This is a genomic window from Streptosporangium sp. NPDC000095, from assembly GCF_042899335.1.
Taxonomy (GTDB): domain Bacteria; phylum Actinomycetota; class Actinomycetes; order Streptosporangiales; family Streptosporangiaceae; genus Streptosporangium.
This window is the reverse complement of the sequence record NZ_JBIAZS010000013.1, coordinates 48,643-69,200: the sequence shown is the minus strand read 5'-3', so window position 1 is coordinate 69,200 and position 20,558 is coordinate 48,643. Positions and strand designations below refer to the sequence as shown.

Here is a 20,558-nt window from a genome sequence, read left to right as displayed (position 1 = left end):
ACTTCTCGAAAATGGGAGAAGCCAACACATTCCGCATCGGAGGCACGATCGACGTACGGCGACTCGGGTTCGGGGCGATGCATTTGCCGACCGAGCCCGGCGAGGCCCGTAAGAGTGCCGTCGAAGTGGTCCGGCGCGCCGTCGAGCTGGGTGTCACGCTGATCGACACCGCGTATCTGTACGGGTGGGGCGCGAACGAGGAACTCCTCGTCGAGGCGCTGTATCCCTATCGGGATGAGACTCTCATCACGACGAAGGTGGGCGTCGTGTCACCGGACCCGCCGCGCGACGCGGCCCTGTGCGGACGGCCGGAGGTCCTGCGGGATCAGGTCGAGCGGGCCCTGCGCCGGCTCCGGGTCGACCGGCTTGATTTCCTCCAGTTGCACCGCATCGACCCGGAGGTGCCACTCGCCGACCAGGTCGGAATGCTGGGCGACCTGCGGGCCGACGGCAAGATCGGCCATATCGGGCTGTCCGAGGTCACCGTCGCCGAGCTCGACCAGGCACGGCGGATCGTCGACATCGCCGGTGTGCAGAACCGCTACAACATCCTCGACCGCGAGCACGAGGCCGTGCTCGACGCCTGCACCGCGGCCGGGATCGCCTTCCTGCCCTGGCGCCCCGTCCACCCCGCGGCCTCGGAGCCGACGGGCGAGATCGCCGCTGTGGCGACCGAGCTCGGCGCCACGGCGGCCCAGGTCGCGCTGGCGTGGCTGCTCGACCGTTCACCGGTCATGCTGCCGATCCCCGGCACCGCCTCGATCGAGCACCTGGAGCAGAACGTCGCCGCGGCGAGTCTGCGGCTGAGCGACGACCAGCGGAGCCGTCTCGACGCCATCCGCCCGTCCCTCTGACCGCTCACGTCTGTTTACATCTGTTTACGCCTATGCATTCCGGTCGAAAAAAGGTGACCGATCACTGGAATACATCAGATATGGCGCTAATCATCGTCCGGCACTCGCGATATGGGCCTACAAAGGATCGTGGTGCGGGCGTAACCTGATCGCCAGACGATCGGCCGGACACCGACACGAGCAGGTGGCGCGTTGAGTGACGAGGCGACTCGCGTGGCAGGGAAACTCGCAATGTGGCTGTCAGGGCTATTTGTGATCGTCGCACTGCCGGTCGGAGTCATAAACCTGTTTCTCCCCCGGCCGATACCCGTACCACTCGATCTCGTGGCGGGATATCTCCTGGGCACCTTGGCGACCTTCATCGGATATGTCTACGGGCGCCTCGAAAACATCCGCGACAGACAGGAGAGGCTGCTCAGGCAACCGGCGAGGGGAATCGAGGTCTTCACCACCAGCGAGGAGTTTCTTGAGAAGCTGGTCGGCATCACCGTCGGGGCCACCACCGTCAGCACCCTGAACCTGTCGCCGCCCAAGGGAGAACATCCCGGTCTGGACAAGTATTTCACGGAGGTCCACAACAGCATAAAAAGTCGCCGGAGCCCGCTCAAGAGCTTCCGCAGCATAGCCAGCGTGGACACCCTGCAGAAGTCGTTGTGGCTCGCCGAGCGGAGTTGCGAGCTACTCGCCACCGGGCGGGTCTCCTTCGCGGTGTTCGACCAGGACTACATCGGCCCTCTCCCCCATCCGCTCAGCCTGCACATCACCCACAAGGAAGGCAGGGTGAACGTTTTCATATTCCCGCCGGTCGACCTGACGGGATCGATGGATTCGGTGCTGATCTCCGATCCGGTGCTGGCGAAGATCATGCTCGACTACTTCAACATGCTGTGGCATTTCTCGCCGAAGATAAACGAGGGCAAACAGGTCCGGGCAGCCGGTCTGGAGCGATTGGTAAAACTCAATCCCGATATTGAGAACAGCGTTCACTACCAGACACTCAAGAAGGCACTCAACTCGTGAACAACCTCAGAAGCAGACTGGACTCACAGGACGTCCTGCTGGGCACTTTGATCACTCTGGATTCCCCGGAGGTGGCACTGCTGCTGCAGAAAGCCGGGTTTTCCTGGTTCTTCCTTGACCTCGAACATTCAGCCATACTCGATCTGAAGAGTACGCAGAGAATCATCGAGGTGCTGCAGCCCGCGTCATATGCCGTGATCCGGGTTCCCGACGACTCGGAGACATGGATCAAACACGCGCTGGACACGGGTTGCGACGGAATCATCGTTCCCCATGTGTCAACCGCCCAGCAGGCCAGAACCACCGTGGAGCGAGCGAAATATCCCCCTGCGGGCAAGAGAAGCGTCGGTATAGCGAGGGCTCACGGTTACGGAACGAGTTTCGCGAGATATCTGGAGACCTCGGGCGAGAGCGTGGCCGTGATCGCTCAGATAGAAGACACGGAAGGCGTCGAGAACATTCACGACATCCTGAACGTACGAGGCATCGACGCGGTCTTCGTCGGACCGTACGACCTCTCGGGCAGCATGGGGATCCTCGGTGACCTCGCCAACCCCCTGCTCATCGAGATGATCGGCCGCGTCCGCACCGCGTGCGAGGAGAGCGGGGTCCCCCTGGGCATCTTCTGCCCGAGCACCGCCGCCGCGAGAAAGGAGGTCGATCACGGCGCGACGCTGATCGCCGTCGGGTCGGACACCGGCTACGTCTTCGCCGGAGGTTCCGCCGCGCTGACGGAGCTACAACAGAAGGGGTGACCACTTGTTGATCAGATCGCACTCACTGGAGCGATCCCTGGAGGACCTCCTGAGCGATCCGGCCGTGCTGGCCCTGCAAGTGCCTTCCTACGTATCGGACCGGATATGCGAACACGCCCGGCTGAATGCGATCCCATCGGTCCTGGAGAGTTCGCTCCAGAGAATATACAGAAGCCAGGTCAAAGCCTTCTCCGAGACCGTGAGCGGTGAGGCAGACGGCTCGGAGGAATACCTGAGGCGGTCCCGGGCGGTCCTGCGCTCGCTCAGGGAGGCGTTTCTTCCCTTCGCGAATCCGGCGGACGTGTTCAGGGCGGAGATCGACGAGATCTGGCCGGGCGGCGCGGGCCTCCTGAAATATCATGACCGGCCCCTCGTCTTCGGAATGATGAGAAGCTGGGAGGCGGGAATGTCCGCGTTGCCGCACTTCGACATCATCGGCGAGGCCGGCCCGACCCTCCGCGGCAGGTTCCGGTTCACGGAACAGTTCGGGGTGAACCTGTATCTGGAGGCCCCGGAGAACGGCGGAGAACTACATGTCTGGGACCTGACCTTCGAAGGGGTCAAATCTCGAAATATCCCCTCCATGTCAGGGACGTATGGCTTCGATGTAGAAAGCCTGCCTTCACCTGACATCACCATAAAGCCAGGCGTCGGCGACCTGGTCATCATCAGATCAACACGACTCCATGCGGTGAAAGAGACGACACAGGGGCGGCGTGTCAGCATTTCAGGATTCTTGGGGAGGGAGCAGACGTCGGATATCCTGCGCCTCTGGAGCTGACCTCATGAAGCCACGGCACCAATCGATGGGCAATTCATGTATAACAGTCATCACGGCCTTTCCGCAACGATGTCGGCGCACGATCAGAATAATTCATGGAGCCTGGACGATCTGGCTCCAGCCAGCCTGTTCGACATGAGCGGCAAAGTCGCCCTGATCACGGGAGCCGGTGGCGGGGTCGGAGGATGGTTGACCGCGGGACTCGCCGCGGCGGGGGCACGTGTCATCGTCAGCGATGTCAGTGTGGAGCGCTGCGCGGATCTCATATCCCTGTTGGAGGCGGGGAAGGTGGAATTCGCGGTGGCGGCGGCCGATCTGCGGGACCCGCGTGCCCCCAAGAAACTCGCGGACGCGGCGCGGAAAGAATTCGGCACCCTCGACGTGCTGGTGAACGCCGCCGCCATCAACACCAGAGAGCCCATAGCGAACGTCACCCCCGAACTGTGGACCGAGATTTCCGATGTGAATCTGAAGGCGGCGTATTTCCTCGCCCGCGAGGCGATGCTCGTCATGCGGACGACAGGGGGCGGCTCCATTATCAATGTCACGTCGATCAACACGGAGATCGGGCTCGAAGGCGTCTCCGTCTACGGCGCGAACAAGGCCGCCCTCGCGCAGGTGACCAAGACGATGTGCATCGAATGGGCCCGATACAACATCAGGGCGAACTGCATATCCCCCGGGTTCCTGATGACCTCGCTGTCCCGGCCCCTCTGGGAGGACGCCGACCGCGCCTCCTGGATCCTGGAGCGCTGCCCGCTGCGCAGGCCGGGGATGCCCTCGGAACTGGTCGGGGCGTGCCTGCTGCTCGCCTCGGACGCGGGGTCCTTCATCTCCGGGACGAGCATCCGCGTCGACGGCGGTCTCGTCGCCGGAAGCCCGTGGAAATCCGCGCCCGGCTGAGCACCGCCCTGTTGGGCCCGAGTCCTCCGCGCACCACCCGGAACATGCCCGGGAGCCAGGGAGGATGGAAACTTTCATCGAAGAGGGCCGGGGCATCCGTACCGCTTTCGCCACCAAAGGTGTTTCTCACCTGCGAGAAACCGCCGCGGAAAGGAGGGCGTACGCCGGACGCGAACCCGCACCCCCATCCTGTGATTGAAAATTTCGGCTAACAAATTTAACTTTCGGCGACAAGCGTGAGACGTCGAACGCCGGGGCCGCGAAGGTCAGGGGGCTCCGGCGATCGGCCACGGCCGAAAGGAGATCGACGATGTCCGACAGCGATGTTCCACGCCGGACCGACCGGGGACCGGGGAGGAGTCGGCTGAGGACGGCACTGCGAATGGCGTGCGCGGTCCTTCCCCTCCTGCTCGGCTTCGCGCTCACCACCTCGCCCGCGTCCTCCGCCTCCCTGGTGGAGGTCACCGGCTTCGGGACGAACCCGAGCAACCTGCGGATGCACCTCTACGTCCCGGACCGGGTGGCGCCCCGTCCCGCCATCCTGCTCGCGGTGCACTACTGCACCGGCTCCGGCCCCGCCTTCTACTCCGGCACGCAGTTCGCCTCGCTCGCCGACCAGTACGGGTTCATCGTGATCTACCCGTCGGCCACCCGCAGCGGGAACTGCTTCGACGTCTCCTCCTCCGAGGCGCTCAGGCGCGGCGGCGGGAGCGACCCGGTCGGGCTGATGTCGATGGTGAACTACGTCCAGCAGCGTCACAACGGCGACCCCTCCCGGGTCTACGTGACCGGCGCCTCCTCGGGCGCGATGATGACGGAGGTCATGCTGGGCCTGTACCCGGACGTGTTCAAGGCCGGGGCGGCCTTCATGGGAGTGCCCTTCGGCTGCTTCGCCAGCACCTCCGGATGGAACAGCGAGTGCGCCAACGGCACGATCGTGAGAACCCCCGAGCAGTGGGGCAACCTCGTACGGGCCGCCTACCCCGGCTACACCGGCGCCCGGCCCCGCGTCCAGCTGTGGCACGGCACCGAGGACTCCACCCTGCGCTATCCGAACCTGGGCGAGGCGGTCAAGCAGTGGACCAACGTCCACGGTCTGAGCCAGACGCCGACCTCCACCGACACCCCCCGGCAGGGCTGGAACCGCAGCCGCTACGCCGACTCCACCGGCACCGTCAAGGTCGAGGCCTACAGCCTGCCGGGTGTCGGGCACAACCTGCCGCAGGGCGGGATGGCCGAGTCGGCGATCCAGTTCTTCGGCCTGAACACCTCAGGCCCGACCCCGACCCCCACCCCGACGCCCACCCCCACTCCGACCCCGACGCCCACCCCCACTCCGACGCCGACGCCGACGCCGACGCCCGGCGGTGCCTCCTGCCAGGTGACCTACAGCGCCAACAGCTGGAACACCGGCTTCACCGCCAACCTGACCGTCACCAACACCGGCACCTCGACGATCAACGGCTGGGAGCTGAGGTTCACCTTCCCCGGCAACCAGCAGGTCACCCAGGGCTGGAGCGCCACCTGGTCGCAGTCCGGGCAGGTCGTGACCGGCCGCAACGCCTCCTACAACGGCACCCTGAGCCCCGGGCAGTCCGCCGGAATCGGCTTCAACGGCGCCTACAGCGGCACCAACGCCGCCCCCGGCTCCTTCACCCTGAACGGCTCGACCTGTAGCTGACCTCGGGAACACGACATCGGCTGCCTCCGGACCCCGGAGGCAGCCGATGTCGTACCGGTCACCGGTTGAGTAGGGGATTACTCACGACACGAACCCCCACGAGCCCTACCTTCGCCGCAAGAACGGACGATGGGGGGACACCATGCATCTCGTTCCGCTGGCGCCGGACGCGCTGGACAGGCTGGAGGCACGCTTCCACGAACTGAGGACCGCCGGGATCCTGCCCGAGCACCTCACGTTCGAGGACTACTACGCGGTGTGGCGCTCCGAGCGTCGCGGGCCGCGCGCGGCGGGCCTGGACGACGGCAGCGCCACCCCGCAGGATCCCGACGCGAGCCTGATCAGCCGGCCGCCCAGGAAGCTCAGGGGCGTCGTCAGAACCCTGGTGCTGCTCGTCGACTTCGACGACCGGCCGCACGACCCCGCCCACGACGCGGCGCACTTCGAACGGCTGCTGTTCGGCACCCAGCCGGGCAGCATGCGCGACTTCTACCGGAAGGTGAGCGGCTTCGACGGCGACCCCGAAGGGCGGGGCATCGACGTCCAGGGCGAGGTGTTCGGCTGGTTCCGGCTGCCGCGGACGCTCGCCTTCTACGCCAACGACAAGTCGGGGATGGACGAGCGCAACTTCCCGCGCAACGCCCAGGGCATGGCGCGCGACGCCGTGCTCGCCGCCCTGGAGGCGGGCGTCGTCTTCGACCCCTCCTACGACGCGCTCGGCGAGAACCGGGTCACCGCGCTCTTCGTCGTGCACGCCGGTCCCGGCGCCGAGACCTTCTCCGACGCCGCCGGGCTGCGGTTCATCTGGAGCCTGAAGTGGACCGTCGGCGATCAGCCGATCACGGTCGGGCCCGGCCTCCAGGTGAGCACCTTCCTCACCGTTCCCGAGGACTGCAACGTCGGCGTCTGCGCCCACGAGTGGGGGCACCTGGCCGCGCGCTGGGCCGACTACTACGACACCGACCGGGCGCAGACCGGCGTCAAGTCGCACGGGCTGGGCAACTTCTGCCTGATGGCGGCGGGGTCGTGGGGCAACGGGGGCGTCACGCCCGTCTTCCCGACCGGCATGCTGCGCATGTTCCACGACTGGGTCACCCCGCGCCTGGTCACCGAGACCACCCGCGGCATCACGCTGCGGCCGGCGGCCGAGGGCGGCGACTTCGTCGTCGTCCACAACGACCGGACGATGACGAGCACGCAGTACGTCGTCGTGGAGTACCGCCGCCGGCGAGGTCAGGACGAGTTCCTGCCCGACCAGGGCGTCGCCGTCTACGTGGTGGACGAGTCCGTTCCCAACGTCGACGACGAGCGGCGCCTCGCGATCGAGCTGATGCAGGCCGACGGTCTGCGCCAGCTCGCCAGGCCGGGCAGCCTGGGCAACCGGGGCGACGCGAACGACCTGTACCCCTCGCTGGGCAACGCGAGAATCGGCGGGGACACCTCACCGGCGCTGAACCTGCCCGAGGGCGGGTGGACGGGCGTGACCGTCGAGGTCTCCGGCACACCGGGCGACGACGAGATGACGATCGACGTCGTCGTCGCCTCGTGGCCGAGTGACTCCAAGACCGACTCAGTGACCGACTCCGTGACCACGTGGCCCGTCGCGGCCCTGAACGCGGACGAAAGCTCCCAAAAACCAACAACGTAAACCAAAAGTGCAATACGCCTTTGGACCCGCCGGGACACTCACCGATCGCTACTCTTCGCAAGGAAAAGTCAACGGTGAGTAAAGAAGGTGCTCATGGGGCGAAGACTGATGGTGATGGCGGTCGCGGGAGCGGGGGTGGCCGTCGTCGCCGGGGCGGCGCTGTTCGTCTCCGGCGAGCAGGGGTCGCAGGCCGCGGGGGCCGCCCTGCGAGCGCCCGCGCGGGAGGACCCGCTCACCGGCCAGGAGGTCGCCAAGGCCACCACGATCGCGTCGGCGGGATCCAGGTCGCACATGGCCGCCGGCCGGATCAAGCTGCTCTACGTGGAGCGCGACGACGACAAGGACGCCTCCGACCGGCGCCGCGCCGACGCGTACCTCTACGACTACGGCAGCGACAGGCTCATCGTGCGGACCGTCGACCTCGGCCGGGGCGAGGTCGTACGGGAGACCGTGGCGCGGGGGGTGCAGCCACCGCCGTCGCAGGAGGAGGAGACGACGGCCGCCGCCCTCCTGCTCGCCCACCCGGGATACGGCAAGACCGTGCGCGAGGCGTACACCAAGGCGGGGGGCGGACCGCTGAGGTCGGCGGCGGAGCTGGGGCTGCGCGGGCTGATCTTCACCCCGTACGGCGAGCGCGGGTCCGCCAAGGAGTGCGACGTCCACCGGTGCCTGCGGCTGTTCGTCCGGTTACCCGACGGCACCTGGCTGGACACCAGCCGGATGGTCGTCGACCTGTCCGCCAAGAAGATCCACACCCTGGAGTGGTAATCCGTGTTCCTCCGCCTCACCCTTTCCTGCGCCCTGCTCGCCGGAGGGCTCGCCGCGCCGCCCTCCGCGCCGAGAGCCCCCATACCGCCGCTGCCACCACAGCTCACCTCCTCCGGCGCGGCGCCGTCCCCCGGCCCGCAGACGGCGCCGGCGGCGACGGGAACCGGCGCGCAACCTCCCGCGGCCCCCTGCAACGCGCCGTACCGCGTCGACAAGACCCTGCCCAACGGGGCGCGCTGGCAGCTCTGCTGGGAGATGCGCAACGTCGAGGGCCTCACCCTGACCGGGGTCGTCTACACCCCGAGAGGCCATCGGCCGATCACCGTGCTGCGCAGCACCTCGCTCGCCCAGATCCACGTGCCGTACGACAGGGGCAGGCCCCGCTACCACGACATCGGCTCGCTGGGATATGCCGCCATTCCGCTGCGGGCCGCGGACTGCCCGCTCGGCGAGCGTCGCGAGCAGTTCGTCTGCGTGACGACGAGGGCGCGCGGCCACGCGTACCTCAAGGCGGTGCCCGATCAGCTGAACATGACGGCCCAGGGGCGTGACCTGGTGGTCTTCGCCGCCTTCCAGGTCGGCTGGTACACCTACCTCGCCGAGTGGGCCTTCTCCGACGACGGCGCGATCACCCCGCGTGTGGGGGCCACGGGGTCGCTCGCCGGGTTCACCACCACGCCCGAGCACGGCTGGCCCATCGGGGTGGGCGCCACCGGGTTCGAGGCGAACCACACCCACAACATCTTCTGGCGCCTGGACTTTGACGTGGCGGGCCGGGCGGACGACGTCGTGGAGCAGTACGACTTCGGCGGCTCCGGCACCGCGACCCGCAAGATCCAGCGGACGGTGTTCGGGACGGAGGCCAAGGCCGTCAGCAGACCGATGCGCTGGTGGCGGGTGGTCGACAGGAAGGTGCGCAACGCCGACGGGCACCGCGTCTCCTGGGAGATCAACAACTCCGACACCGCCCAGTACCGGGGTCCCGCCGACGAGGCCTTCACCCGGGCCGATCTCTACGTCACCGACTACCGCTCCTGCGAGCGCCTCGCGACGGTCAACCCGTCTCCCGGGTGCGCCCTGTCCGTCGACCGCTACACCAACGGGGAGCGGCTCACCGATCCGGTCCTGTGGGTCAACGTCGGCTACCACCACGTCCCCCGCGACGAGGACGCCGACCCCATGCCGAGCCACTGGCAGGGGTTCCGGATCACCCCCCGCGACGTCACCGCCAAAAACCCGCACTGACCTGCTGCTTTCTGCTGCTTTATGCAGCTTTTGGCCGCACAGGGCGGCACCGGGCGGTGTTGGGTGATGTGATCATCGGAATCGGCCGGGTTCAACCGGGACGCCGCCGCCGATGATCGGATACGGTCGGCGCACAGCGTTGTGATGGCCCCACATGACCGACAATCGTGACTTTTCCCTCCTTTGGCTCCGCGCGTTTCCCAATACGCATGGTGATAGCGGACATGGGCATGGGTTCGGTCACCCGAGTAGGGCAAGGTAGGGGCTATCGATCTACGGGAGTAAAGCCATGAGCGCGCACTTGGACCTGGACCGGCTCGCGGGCGGAGCACATCATGATCCGCACTCGATCCTCGGGTCGCACCTGGGTCCCGAGGGCGTGACGATCCGGACGCTGCGCCCCATGGCGCAGCGGGTCCAGGCACTCGTGGACGGCAAGGCCCACGACATGAAGCACGTCGCCCACGGCGTGTTCGCGGTCACCCTGCCCGGAGTCGACAAGATCCCCGACTACCGCCTCCGGATCGCCTACGCCGGCGCCGAGCCGTACGAGACCACCGATCCCTACCGGCACTGGCCGACCCTGGGCGAGATGGACCTGCACCTCATCGGCGAGGGACGCCACGAGCGGCTCTGGGAGGTCCTCGGCGCGCGGGTGATGCGGCACGAGGACGTGGACGGCACGGCCTTCGCCGTCTGGGCGCCCAACGCCCGCGGGGTGCGGGTCATCGGCGACTTCAACCACTGGGACGGCGCCGCGTACCCCATGCGCTCGCTCGGCGGGTCGGGCGTGTGGGAGCTGTTCGTCCCCGGTCTCGGCCCCGGCGACCGCTACAAGTTCAGCATCCTCGGTGTGGACGGGGTCTGGCGGGCCAAGGCCGACCCGATGGCCCGGCGCACCGAGCTGCCCCCCGCGACCGCGTCGGTGATCGAGAAGTCGGACTACGCCTGGCGGGACGACGAGTGGATGCGGCGCCGCGCGGAGGGCAACGCCCTGCGGGAGGCGATGAGCGTCTACGAGGTGCACCTCGGCTCCTGGCGCCCCGGCCTGTCCTACCGCGAGCTCGCCGTCGAGCTGGTCGACTACGTGGTGGACATGGGGTTCACGCACGTGGAGCTGATGCCGGTCGCCGAGCATCCGTTCGGCGGCTCCTGGGGTTACCAGGTGACCTCCTACTACGCCCCGACCTCTCGTTTCGGCACCCCCGACGACTTCCGCCACCTCGTCGACGCCCTGCACGAGGCGGGCATCGGGGTGCTGGTCGACTGGGTGCCCGCGCACTTCCCGATGGACGACTGGGCGCTGGCCAGGTTCGACGGCACCCCGCTGTACGAGCACGCCGACCCCGCGCGGGGCGAGCACCCCGAGTGGGGCACCTACATCTTCGACTTCGGCCGCCGGGAGGTGCGCAACTTCCTCGTCGCCAACGCCGTGTACTGGCTGCGCGAGTTCCACATCGACGGGCTGCGCGTCGACGCGGTCGCCTCGATGCTCTACCTCGACTACTCGCGGCGCGAGGGCGAGTGGACGCCCAACGAGTACGGCGGCAGGGAGAACCTCGACGCGGTCGCGTTCCTCAAGGAGATGAACGCGGTCGCCTACCGGGAGGCGCCGGGCATCGTCACCGTCGCCGAGGAGTCGACCGCCTGGCCGGGCGTCTCCCGTCCCGTGCACCTGGGCGGGCTCGGCTTCGGGTTCAAGTGGAACATGGGCTGGATGCACGACACGCTCGCGTACCTCAAGCACGAGCCGGTCTTCCGCCAGTACCACCACCACCAGATGACGTTCTCGCTGATGTACGCGTACTCGGAGAACTTCGTGCTGCCGCTCTCGCACGACGAGGTGGTGCACGGCAAGGGGTCACTGCTCGGCAAGATGCCCGGCGACGAGTGGCAGCGGTTCGCGAACCTGCGGGCGATGTTCGCCTTCATGTGGGCCCATCCCGGCAAGCAGCTGCTGTTCATGGGCGGCGAGTTCGGCCAGGGGTCGGAGTGGTCGGAGGAGCGCGGGCTCGACTGGTGGGTGCTCGACTTCGACGGGCACAAGGGGGTGCAGCGGCTGGTGCGCGACCTGAACCGGGTCTACAAGGAGTCTCCGGCCCTGTGGAGCGTGGACGCCTCCCCCGACGGCTTCCGCTGGATCGACGCCGACGACGCGCTGGGCAACGTCTTCTCCTTCCTGCGCTACGCCGAGGACGGCTCGGTGGTGGCGTGCGTGGCCAACTTCTCCGGCGCGCCGCACGACGACTACCGCCTCGGGCTGCCCTTCCCCGGCGCGTGGGAGGAGGTGCTCAACACCGACGCCTACGACTACGCGGGCAGCGGCGTGGGCAACCTCGGCGCCGTCCAGGCCACCGAGGAGCCGCGCCACGGTCTCCCGTACTCGGCCACGATGCGCGTCCCGCCGCTGGGTGCCCTCTGGCTGCGCCACCCCGGCGCGCTCGAACCCGCCGCGGACCAGCGCGCGGAGGAGATCGTCCAGGCCGCCGAGGAGGAGATCACGCGGGAGCGGCTTGAGGTCGTACGGGAGGCGGCCGAGGCCACCGAGCCCGAGGGACCCGAGGAGCGCCGGGAGGCCGAACCGGCCTGACCGGACCACTCCCCGGGCTCATCCGGAGCTCCCAGACTCCCCCGGGTTTCCCGGCGCACTCATCAGGAGTTCCCGGAACCCTCCGGGGTCTCCCCTGCGGACTCGTGCGGGAGCTTCCGGGGCTCTCCCCCATGGAACGGAGCCGCCAGGCTCCCCCGGTACAGAGCCGTCGGACTCCCCCTCCGCAGAGCCCAACAGACCAGGTGAGAACGGGCCGGTCGCGCGATTCGCGCGACCGGCCCGTTTTCGCGCTCTATGCTTCCGGCACCCTCGCCACGGCCCGTTCGGCCGAAAACCTTAAATCGGCCTTATATCAACGAACAAGGCATTGACCGTCGGCGTACGAGAACCTACGCTCTGGTAATTAATAGGAAACTTTCCTATGAATACGGGGACTCGGCACTCTCTGACCTGGAGCGACCCTTGCGACGAATTACCATCGGCTCCTTCATCGCGGCGGCGGCGCTGCTGGTTCCCCTGGGGATCGGCACCGCGACGGCCGCCACACCCGCCACCGCCACCTACACGACGACCTCGAACTGGGGATCAGGCTTCGAGGGCAAGGTCGTCGTGCAAGCCGGGACCAGTGCGCTGACCAGTTGGAAGGTCGAGTTCGACCTCCCCGCCGGGACCTCGATCACCACGTCCTGGGACGCCGACCTGACGAAGAGCGGCAACCACTACACCTTCGTCAACAAGTCGTGGAACGGCGCGCTCGCCGCGGGCGCCTCGACGAGCTTCGGTTTCAACGGCGCGCCCGGCGGGATCACCAGCGTACTGAACTGCAAGCTCAACGGCGCCGCCTGCAACGGCACCGGCCCCTCGCCGACCCCCACCCCGACGCCGACGGTCACCCCCACGCCGACCCCGACCCCCACCCCGACGGTCACCCCCACCCCGCCTCCCCCCGGCGGCAAGAAGATCGTCGGATACTTCACCCAGTGGGGCGTCTACGCCCGCAACTACCACGTGAAGAACCTGGTCACGAGCGGCTCCGCGTCGAAGCTCACCCACATCCTGTACGCCTTCGGCAACACCACCGGCGGCCGGTGCACCATCGGTGACTCCTACGCCGACTACGAGAAGGCCTATACCGCGGCCGACAGCGTCGACGGCGTCGCCGACACCTGGGACCAGCCGCTGCGCGGCAGCTTCAACCAGCTCCGCAAGCTGAAGAAGGCGTACCCGAACATCAAGGTCATTTGGTCCTTCGGCGGCTGGACCTGGTCCGGCGGCTTCACCCAGGCCGCGCAGAACCCGGCCGCGTTCGCCGACTCCTGCTACAACCTGGTCGAGGACCCGCGCTGGGCCGACGTGTTCGACGGCATCGACATCGACTGGGAGTACCCCAACGCCTGCGGCCTCACCTGTGACAACAGCGGCCCGAACGCCTTCAAGAACATCATCTCCGCACTGCGCACCAAGTTCGGCGCCAACGCCCTCGTCACCGCGGCGACCACGGCCGACGGCTCCAACGGCGGCAAGATCGACGCCGCCGACTACGCCGGCGCGATCAACAACCTGAACTGGCTCATGCCGATGACGTACGACTACTTCGGCGCGTTCAACCCGCAGGGCCCGACGGCTCCGCACTCGCCGCTCACCTCCTACACCGGCATCCCGCAGGCCGGGTTCAACTCCGACGCGGCGATCCAGAAGTTCAAGGCCAAGGGCATCCCGGCGAGCAAGCTGCTGCTGGGCATCGGCTTCTACGGCCGCGGCTGGACCGGCGTGACCCAGGCGGCTCCCGGCGGCTCCGCCACCGGCGCGGCCCAGGGCACCTACGAGGCGGGGATCGAGGACTACAAGGTCCTCAAGACCAAGTGCCCGCCCACCGGCACCGTCGGCGGCACCGCCTACGCCTACTGCAACGGCAACTGGTGGAGCTACGACACCCCCTCCACCATCACCGGGAAGATGACCTACGCCAAGAACCAGGGTCTGGGCGGGGCGTTCTTCTGGGAGACCAGCGGCGACACCACCAACGGTGAGCTGATCACCGCGATCTCCAACGGCCTCAAGTAATATTTCGACCACTCGGCCCTCCGAGCGCGTTACGCCGCGGGGGGCCGAGCTTTTCTCCACTCGGTCCCCCGGCGCGTCACGCCGCAGGGACCGATCGGCCTTCCGTGCGCGTCACGCCGCGGGGGCAGAGCTTTTCTCCGAAGATCCTCCAAATCTGGGGCAAAGTATTCACTTGGCGCATACGGCTGCTTAGACTCCGAAACGCCCTTTTGATCCCCCCGGAGGACGCGTGCGACTTCGAGCTGTCGTGGCCATGGCGTTGGTCTTCACCCTCTCGCCCGCCATACCCACCCTCGCCGAAGAAGTACCGGCGCCCCCGACGGCCTCCGCGAGCGAGAGCCCACCCGTGGCCCCGGGCGACGGATCCGGAGCCGGAGCCGAGGCCGGAGCAGGGGAGACGCGCGACGGAGCCGAGGGGACGGGCGGTCAGGAGACCCCCGCAGACACACCGATCTCACCCCCCGCCGACGCGACGCCCCCGCAGCCGAAACTGGAGGAGGGACTCGCCTCCGACACCGACGGCGCCCGGGTCATCGTCGAGCTGGCGGCCCCCGCCGAGGCGGCCCCGGTCGCCGGGGAGGCACGGCAGCTGCCCGACGCCGAGGTCGTCCTCGAACCCGCGGACACCTCGTTCATCGTGGTCGAGGGCACCGGCGAGTCGCTCGCGAAGCTCGCCGAGGACCCGCGCGTCCTCTCCATCCGCCGCGACCGCGTCTACTCCCCCACCGCGCTGGGCTCGCTGAGTTCCGGCTCGCTCGCCACGAGTCTGCAGGTGATCGGCGCGGACAAGGCGCACGCCACCGGGACCAAGGGCGCGGGCCAGACGATCGCGATCATCGACACCGGGATCGACGCCGGCCACCCCGACTTCGGGGGCAAGGTCGTGGAGCAGGCGTGCTTCTCCGCGACGGACGAGGGCGCGCAGTCCCTGTGCCCCAACGGGCAGACGAACGACCCCGGATCCGCCGACGCGAACACCCCCGCCTGCGTCCACGAGGGCGTCAACCTGTGCGACCACGGCACCCACGTGGCGGGGATCGCCCACGCCGTCGCGCCCGAGGCGGACATCGTGGCGATCCAGGTCTTCAGCAGGTTCAACGACTGCGACGACGAGGGCGGGGTCTGCCTGAGCGCGTTCGAGTCCACGCTCCTGCTCGCCCTGGAGCACGTCGCGAAGCTCAAGGACGGCGGCAGGAACATCGCCGCGGTGAACCTCAGCCTCGGCGGCGGCCTGTACGAGGGAACCTGCGACACCGAACCGGACCTGGCGGCGATGAAGAGCCGCGTCGACGACCTGCGCGCCAAGGGCGTGGCCGTCGTGGCCGCCGCCGGCAACGAGGGCGTGCCCGGCGCCGGGGCTCCCGGCTGCTTCTCCGCCCCGGTGACGGTCGGCGCGACGGGCGACGACGACACCGTCCCCTACTGGTCCAACTACGGTTCCGTACTCGACCTCTTCGCCCCCGGCCTGGAGATCGAGTCCGCGGTGCCGGGCGGCGGCCACCAGGTCTACAGCGGGACCTCGATGTCCACCCCGTTCGTCACCGGCGCCATGGCGCTGATGGCCCAGAAGACCCCCGGTACCCCGGACGCGCTGGAGGCAGCGCTGAAGACCGCGGGCCGGCAGGTCACCTACGGCGGCGTGACCACCCCCCGCCTCGACCTGAACGCCGCGATCGCCGGAGGCACCCCGGGTGACCCCGTCACTCCCCCCGGCCCCGAGGTTCCCAGCGACGATTCCGGCCCGGAGACCGGCACCGACCCGAGCCCGGACCCCAGCCCCGAACCCAGTCCCGGGCCCAGCTCCGCTCCCCCTCCGCCGGCCCCGCCGAACGACCCGGTGCCGACGCCGGTCCCGCTGCCCACGGTGACGGTCACCGTCACCGTGACCGTCCCCCCGCCGGCGACGGCCACGGTGTGCACGCGCGGCAAGTCCACCAAGACGCTGAGCGCCGCGCAGTGGGCGGTTGAGGTCACCCGGGGCAAGGGCACGATCAAGGACGCGACGGTGAGCTGCTACCTCGGCCTGGTGGCCAAGGCGAGCAAGGTCTTCTCCGAGGTCACGCCCGCCTCCACCCTGGGCGGCGCGTACAAGGTGCTCAAGCCCGCCAAGAAGACGGCGAGGGCCAAGCTGGAGAGCGAACTGCTCGCCGCCTGGCTGAACTGGGCGAACGGCGGCGTGAACTTCACCGCGAAGATCAAGGAGACGGCCACGCTGAAGACGGTCCTCACCTCGGTCGAGAAGGCACGCCTGAAGGGCTCCTCCCCCGCCGCGTCCACCACGATGCTCAAGAAGCAGGTGAACGCCCGCCGAGCCGCGTAGCCCCGCAGGCCGTGTAGCCCCGTAGCCCGCGCAGAGCCGGAAGGCACGCGGTCTACGGGGCTCGCTTGTGCCAGAAAACGGGCGAGAACCTGCCGAGCCGCATAAGCCCGGTATGTGTCGCTTAGGGTGAAGGACATGGACGCGACCAAGGTGATCATCGATAGTGTCGAACGGTTCAAGCAGCGGCGTACCGCTCCCCTGATCCTTGAGCTCGACCTCACCGAGGGCCTGACAGACGGCAGTCCTCCGGCCGACCCGCTGAGCGCCATCATGGCGATGCGCAAGACGAGCCTCACCGACGTGCTCGCCGGGCTCAAGCGCGCCAGGAAGGACGACCGGGTCAGGGCACTGATCGTCAAGATCGGCACCCAGCCGCTGGGCCTCGCGATCGTCCAGGAGCTCCGCCAGGCTGTGATCCACTTCCGGGCCTCGGGCAAACTGACCGTCGCGTTCGCCGAGACCTTCGGCGAGATCGGCGGGGGCACCGTCCCCTACTACCTGGGCAGCGCCTTCGAGCGGGTCTACCTCCAGCCCTCCGGCGACGTCGGCCTGACCGGTGTCGCGATGGAGCAGCGCTTCCTGCGGGGCGCCCTGGGCAAGATCGGCGTGGAGTACCAGATCGGCCAGCGGCACGAGTACAAGACGGCCGCCAACACCTTCACCCAGGACCACATGACCGAGGCCCACCGCGAGTCGATGAGCCGCATCACCGAATCGATCACCGAACAGGTCGTGGCGGGCATCGCCGAAGGACGCGGCCTGGAGCCGGCCAAGGTACGCGAGCTGATCGACCAGGGCCCGTTCATCGGCGCCGAGGCCGTCGAGGCCAAGCTCGTCGACCGGCTCGCCTACCGCGACGAGGTCTACGACGAGGTCAAGCAGTCCGTCGGCGACGGCGCGCTCCTGCTGTACGTCGGCCGCTACGCCAAGTCGCTGTCCGCGAAGAAGCTCCCGCACCCCGGCGAGCAGGTCGTCGCGCTCGTCCGCGGCAACGGCGCGATCCGGCTCGGCCGCAGCGGTCGCAGCCCGCTGGGCGGCGGTGGCGCGATGGGCTCCGACACCATCTGCGCCGCCCTGCGCGCGGCCCGCAACGACGACCATGTCAAGGCCGTCGTCTTCAGGGTCGACAGCCCCGGCGGCTCGTACACCGCCTCCGACGCCATCTGGCGCGAGGTCGTGCTCACCCGCAAGGCGGGCAAGCCCATCATCATCTCGATGGGCGATCTGGCCGCCTCCGGCGGCTACATGGTCTCGATGGCCGCCGACGTCATCGTGGCCCAGCCGGGCACGCTCACCGGCTCCATCGGCGTGTTCGGCGGCAAGGCGGTCATCGGCGGGCTGCTGGAGAAGATCGGCGTCACCTCCGAGACCGTCGGCGAGGGCGCCAACTCCGGGATGTTCTCCCCCACCAACGCCTTCTCCGAGGCGCAGTGGGCGCGGATCAACGCCTGGCTCGACCGCGTCTACGACGACTTCGTGAACAAGGTCGCCGAAGGCCGCGGCCTGTCGCGCGAGCGCGCCCACGAGCTGGCCAAGGGCCGGGTCTGGACCGGCGCCGACGCCCTGGAGGGCGGTCTCGTCGACGAACTCGGCGGCCTGGAGGACGCCCTCGCCATCGCCCGCAAGAAGGCGGGCCTCGCCGTCGACGCCCCCGTACGCGTCTACCCCAAGCTCAACCCCCTGGAGCGGCTGCGCCCCGCGGAGTCCAGCGAGGACAAGGCCGCCGCCCTGGCCAAGGTCCGCCTGGAGTCGTGGGGCCCCCTCGCCCACCTCGCCGGCGAGCTGGGCCTGCCCTCGTACGGCCCGCTCATCCTGCCGGGCACCTGGACGATCCGCTGACCTTCGTCGTACATCGCCGTGAGAGCCGTCCCGGTCGACCGGGGCGGCTCTCACGCCGTCCGGCGCCGAACGAACGGTCGCCCGGTGCGGCGTCCCTCGCGGCGTACGGAAAGGACAGGCCGCGCCCGCTGAGCGTCGAGCCGGACACGCCTCCCGTCGCGGCGACTCTCGCGCCCGCACGAAACCCGCAGGAGCGCCCGTACGGAACCCCTGAGAAAGGGTGAGCGGGATTCAGCGATAGCGGCTCCGGTAGCGCGCCAGCGGCAGCACCGACGCGTCGACGTACTCGACCCCCAGGACCTTCGCGATGAACAGCGTGTGATCCCCGGCCGGGACCACCTTGACAGTCTCGGCCTCCAACGCGGTGACACCACCGTCCACCACGAGGGCCTCGCTCAGCGCACCCCGGTGGTGCGGAGTCCCCGCGAGCAGCAACCTCGCCCCCGGACGGCCCGCCGTGGCGAACCGGCTCGCGATCGCCTTCTGCCCGGCCGACAGCACACTCGCGGCCCATCGGTCCTGCCTGAGCAGCAGCTCGTTGAGATATCCGGTGTTGTCCAGGCTCACCATCACCAGCCGAGGATCCAGCGACAGCGAGGTGAAGGTGGAGACCGTCACCCCCACGTCGTCACGATCGTCCTTCACGGTGACGATCGTCACCCCGGTCACCACCTGGGCCATCGCCTCGACGAACTCGTTCATCCGGCCATCATCCCGGACCCGAGCCGACCGCTTGGTCCGGCCCCGTGTCCTCCGAATCACCTCACCCCACGCCCTCGCCCCCGGCCCTCTCCAACCGCGAGACACCGACTGAACCGGCTGGGCCGAAGATGATGCCGCCACCCGGTACGAGAGCACCGGGCGGGCGCCTGATCGCCGCCGAGTCGGCCGGACGGCCACCCCCTGGCATCATGGTCATCGGCCGACGCGACGGGAGCAGCTTCACATGCATGTCGAGACACACGGTCCTGCCGACGCCCCGCCCGTGCTCCTGCTGCACGGTGGCGGTGTCGCCGGTTGGATGTGGGAGCCGGTGCGTGAGCGTCTCGCGCGCGACCACCGGCTGATCGTCCCGGACCTGCCCGGCCACGACCGCAGCGCGGACGAGACGTATCACTCCCATGCCCAGACCGCAGAAGCCCTGACGAAGCTCCTCCACGACGCGGGCGGTCGCGTCTCCGTCGTCGGATTCTCCCTGGGCGCGCAACTGGCGGTCCTGCTCGCCGCGCACCGGCCTGAGCTCGTAGAACGTGTGGTCGTGGTCAGCGCGCAGGCCAAGCCCATCGCGGCCACCGGCTTCACCCTCGGCCTGCTCGGCGCCACCGCCGGGCTCGCCCGGCAGCGGTGGTTCGCCAAACTGCAGGCCAAGCAGCTGTTCATCCCCGATCCGCTGCTCGATGACTACGTCCGCACGTCCGCGAGCATCTCGAAGCAGACCTTGCTCGCCGCGGTCGGCGAGAACCTGCGCTTCACGCCGCCGCCCGAGTGGTCGCGTTTCCCCCGCGAGGCGCTGATCCTCGCCGGCGAACGTGAACGGGCCCTGATGCGGGATTCGGCTCGCGTGCTGCACGAGGCCCTGCCGGGCAGCGAGCTGGAAATCGTGGCGGACTGCGGGCACGGCATCCCGCTACAACGACCCGACTGGTTCGCGGACCGCGTACGCGATCGGCTCGGCGCCTGACCCCTGCCGCGCCCGGCCTGATGTGCTCCGAATCACATCGCTCCACGACCTCCCCATCGCCGCCTCCCATCCGCGAGGAATCACCTCCAGCCACTCCAGCACCACCTTCGGCCCGCCCCAAAACCACGAATTCAAGCCCTCCCCTCCCCTCCCCTCCCCTCCCCTCGTGAGCATCGCGAGGACCGCGATATCCCGCCGCTCGTGAACCACGTTTTCTCAAAACTCAAATCCGGCAAGAAAGCTGTCTACTATCAATATTCAAATGACGAACACGGGAATCGGCATTGGAGTGGAAGCTCTAATGGTGTCGACAATCGGGGCAATCCTGTAGAGATTCCCTTGAATCATATCCCTATTCAGATCCGATAGAGGTAATGGTTGAGGTTCCTGGACGATAGTGGTCAATTTGGGTTGCTCGTAAGCCCCGCTCTTGGCCACCGCATGTTCC

The 20,558-nt window shown here is 68.4% G+C and carries 15 protein-coding genes; 14 read left to right on the top strand and 1 reads right to left on the bottom strand.

The window, feature by feature from the left end:
• Nucleotides 1–11 precede the first annotated feature (11 nt).
• The 13 genes from ACFY3V_RS26745 (at nt 12) to sppA (ending at nt 18,429) form a co-directional block, all read left to right on the top strand.
• Nucleotides 12–854: an aldo/keto reductase gene (locus tag ACFY3V_RS26745; protein WP_389777249.1), complete on the top strand. Its 843-nt coding sequence runs from the start codon at nt 12–14 to the stop codon at nt 852–854.
• A gap of 192 nt (nt 855–1,046) precedes the next feature.
• Nucleotides 1,047–1,874: a hypothetical protein gene (locus ACFY3V_RS26740; protein WP_362899309.1), complete on the top strand. Its 828-nt coding sequence runs from the start codon at nt 1,047–1,049 to the stop codon at nt 1,872–1,874.
• On the top strand, nt 1,871–2,629 hold the full coding sequence (locus tag ACFY3V_RS26735) for an aldolase/citrate lyase family protein (protein WP_362899307.1): 759 nt from the start codon (nt 1,871–1,873) through the stop codon (nt 2,627–2,629). The genes ACFY3V_RS26740 and ACFY3V_RS26735 overlap by 4 nt, the downstream gene beginning before the upstream one ends.
• A gap of 4 nt (nt 2,630–2,633) precedes the next feature.
• Nucleotides 2,634–3,410: a 2OG-Fe(II) oxygenase gene (locus ACFY3V_RS26730; RefSeq protein ID WP_389777245.1), complete on the top strand. Its 777-nt coding sequence runs from the start codon at nt 2,634–2,636 to the stop codon at nt 3,408–3,410.
• A 135-nt stretch (nt 3,411–3,545) separates the two neighbouring features.
• Nucleotides 3,546–4,313: an SDR family oxidoreductase gene (locus ACFY3V_RS26725; RefSeq protein WP_362899304.1), complete on the top strand. Its 768-nt coding sequence runs from the start codon at nt 3,546–3,548 to the stop codon at nt 4,311–4,313.
• A 310-nt stretch (nt 4,314–4,623) separates the two neighbouring features.
• Nucleotides 4,624–5,994, top strand: coding sequence for a PHB depolymerase family esterase (locus tag ACFY3V_RS26720; protein WP_389777241.1), 1,371 nt, complete (start codon nt 4,624–4,626; stop codon nt 5,992–5,994).
• Between the two features lie 142 nt (nt 5,995–6,136).
• On the top strand, nt 6,137–7,642 hold the full coding sequence (locus ACFY3V_RS26715) for a M6 family metalloprotease domain-containing protein (RefSeq protein ID WP_389777238.1): 1,506 nt from the start codon (nt 6,137–6,139) through the stop codon (nt 7,640–7,642).
• A 93-nt stretch (nt 7,643–7,735) separates the two neighbouring features.
• On the top strand, nt 7,736–8,410 hold the full coding sequence (locus ACFY3V_RS26710; RefSeq protein WP_389777235.1) for a hypothetical protein: 675 nt from the start codon (nt 7,736–7,738) through the stop codon (nt 8,408–8,410).
• A 3-nt stretch (nt 8,411–8,413) separates the two neighbouring features.
• Nucleotides 8,414–9,655, top strand: coding sequence for a copper amine oxidase (locus ACFY3V_RS26705; protein WP_389777233.1), 1,242 nt, complete (start codon nt 8,414–8,416; stop codon nt 9,653–9,655).
• 289 nt (nt 9,656–9,944) lie between these two features.
• Complete coding sequence (gene glgB, locus ACFY3V_RS26700; RefSeq protein WP_362899296.1) at nt 9,945–12,245, top strand: 1,4-alpha-glucan branching protein GlgB; 2,301 nt, start codon at nt 9,945–9,947, stop codon at nt 12,243–12,245.
• Between the two features lie 423 nt (nt 12,246–12,668).
• Nucleotides 12,669–14,270 carry a glycosyl hydrolase family 18 protein gene (locus ACFY3V_RS26695; protein WP_389777229.1) on the top strand — a complete coding sequence of 534 codons (1,602 nt, stop codon included), beginning with the start codon at nt 12,669–12,671 and terminating at the stop codon, nt 14,268–14,270.
• A gap of 229 nt (nt 14,271–14,499) precedes the next feature.
• Nucleotides 14,500–16,590, top strand: a complete 2,091-nt coding sequence (locus ACFY3V_RS26690) for a S8 family serine peptidase (RefSeq protein WP_389777226.1) — start codon at nt 14,500–14,502, stop codon at nt 16,588–16,590.
• Between the two features lie 135 nt (nt 16,591–16,725).
• Nucleotides 16,726–18,429 carry a signal peptide peptidase SppA gene (gene sppA / locus ACFY3V_RS26685; protein WP_362899290.1) on the top strand — a complete coding sequence of 568 codons (1,704 nt, stop codon included), beginning with the start codon at nt 16,726–16,728 and terminating at the stop codon, nt 18,427–18,429.
• Nucleotides 18,430–18,660: 231 nt separating this feature from the next.
• Here the strand turns inward: sppA and ACFY3V_RS26680 are convergent, their stop codons facing one another.
• Nucleotides 18,661–19,131, bottom strand: coding sequence for a flavin reductase family protein (locus ACFY3V_RS26680; RefSeq protein ID WP_389777222.1), 471 nt, complete (start codon nt 19,129–19,131; stop codon nt 18,661–18,663).
• Nucleotides 19,132–19,375: 244 nt separating this feature from the next.
• Between ACFY3V_RS26680 and ACFY3V_RS26675 the strand changes: the two genes are divergently transcribed.
• Nucleotides 19,376–20,110, top strand: coding sequence for an alpha/beta fold hydrolase (locus tag ACFY3V_RS26675; protein WP_389777219.1), 735 nt, complete (start codon nt 19,376–19,378; stop codon nt 20,108–20,110).
• Nucleotides 20,111–20,558: the final 448 nt, after the last annotated feature.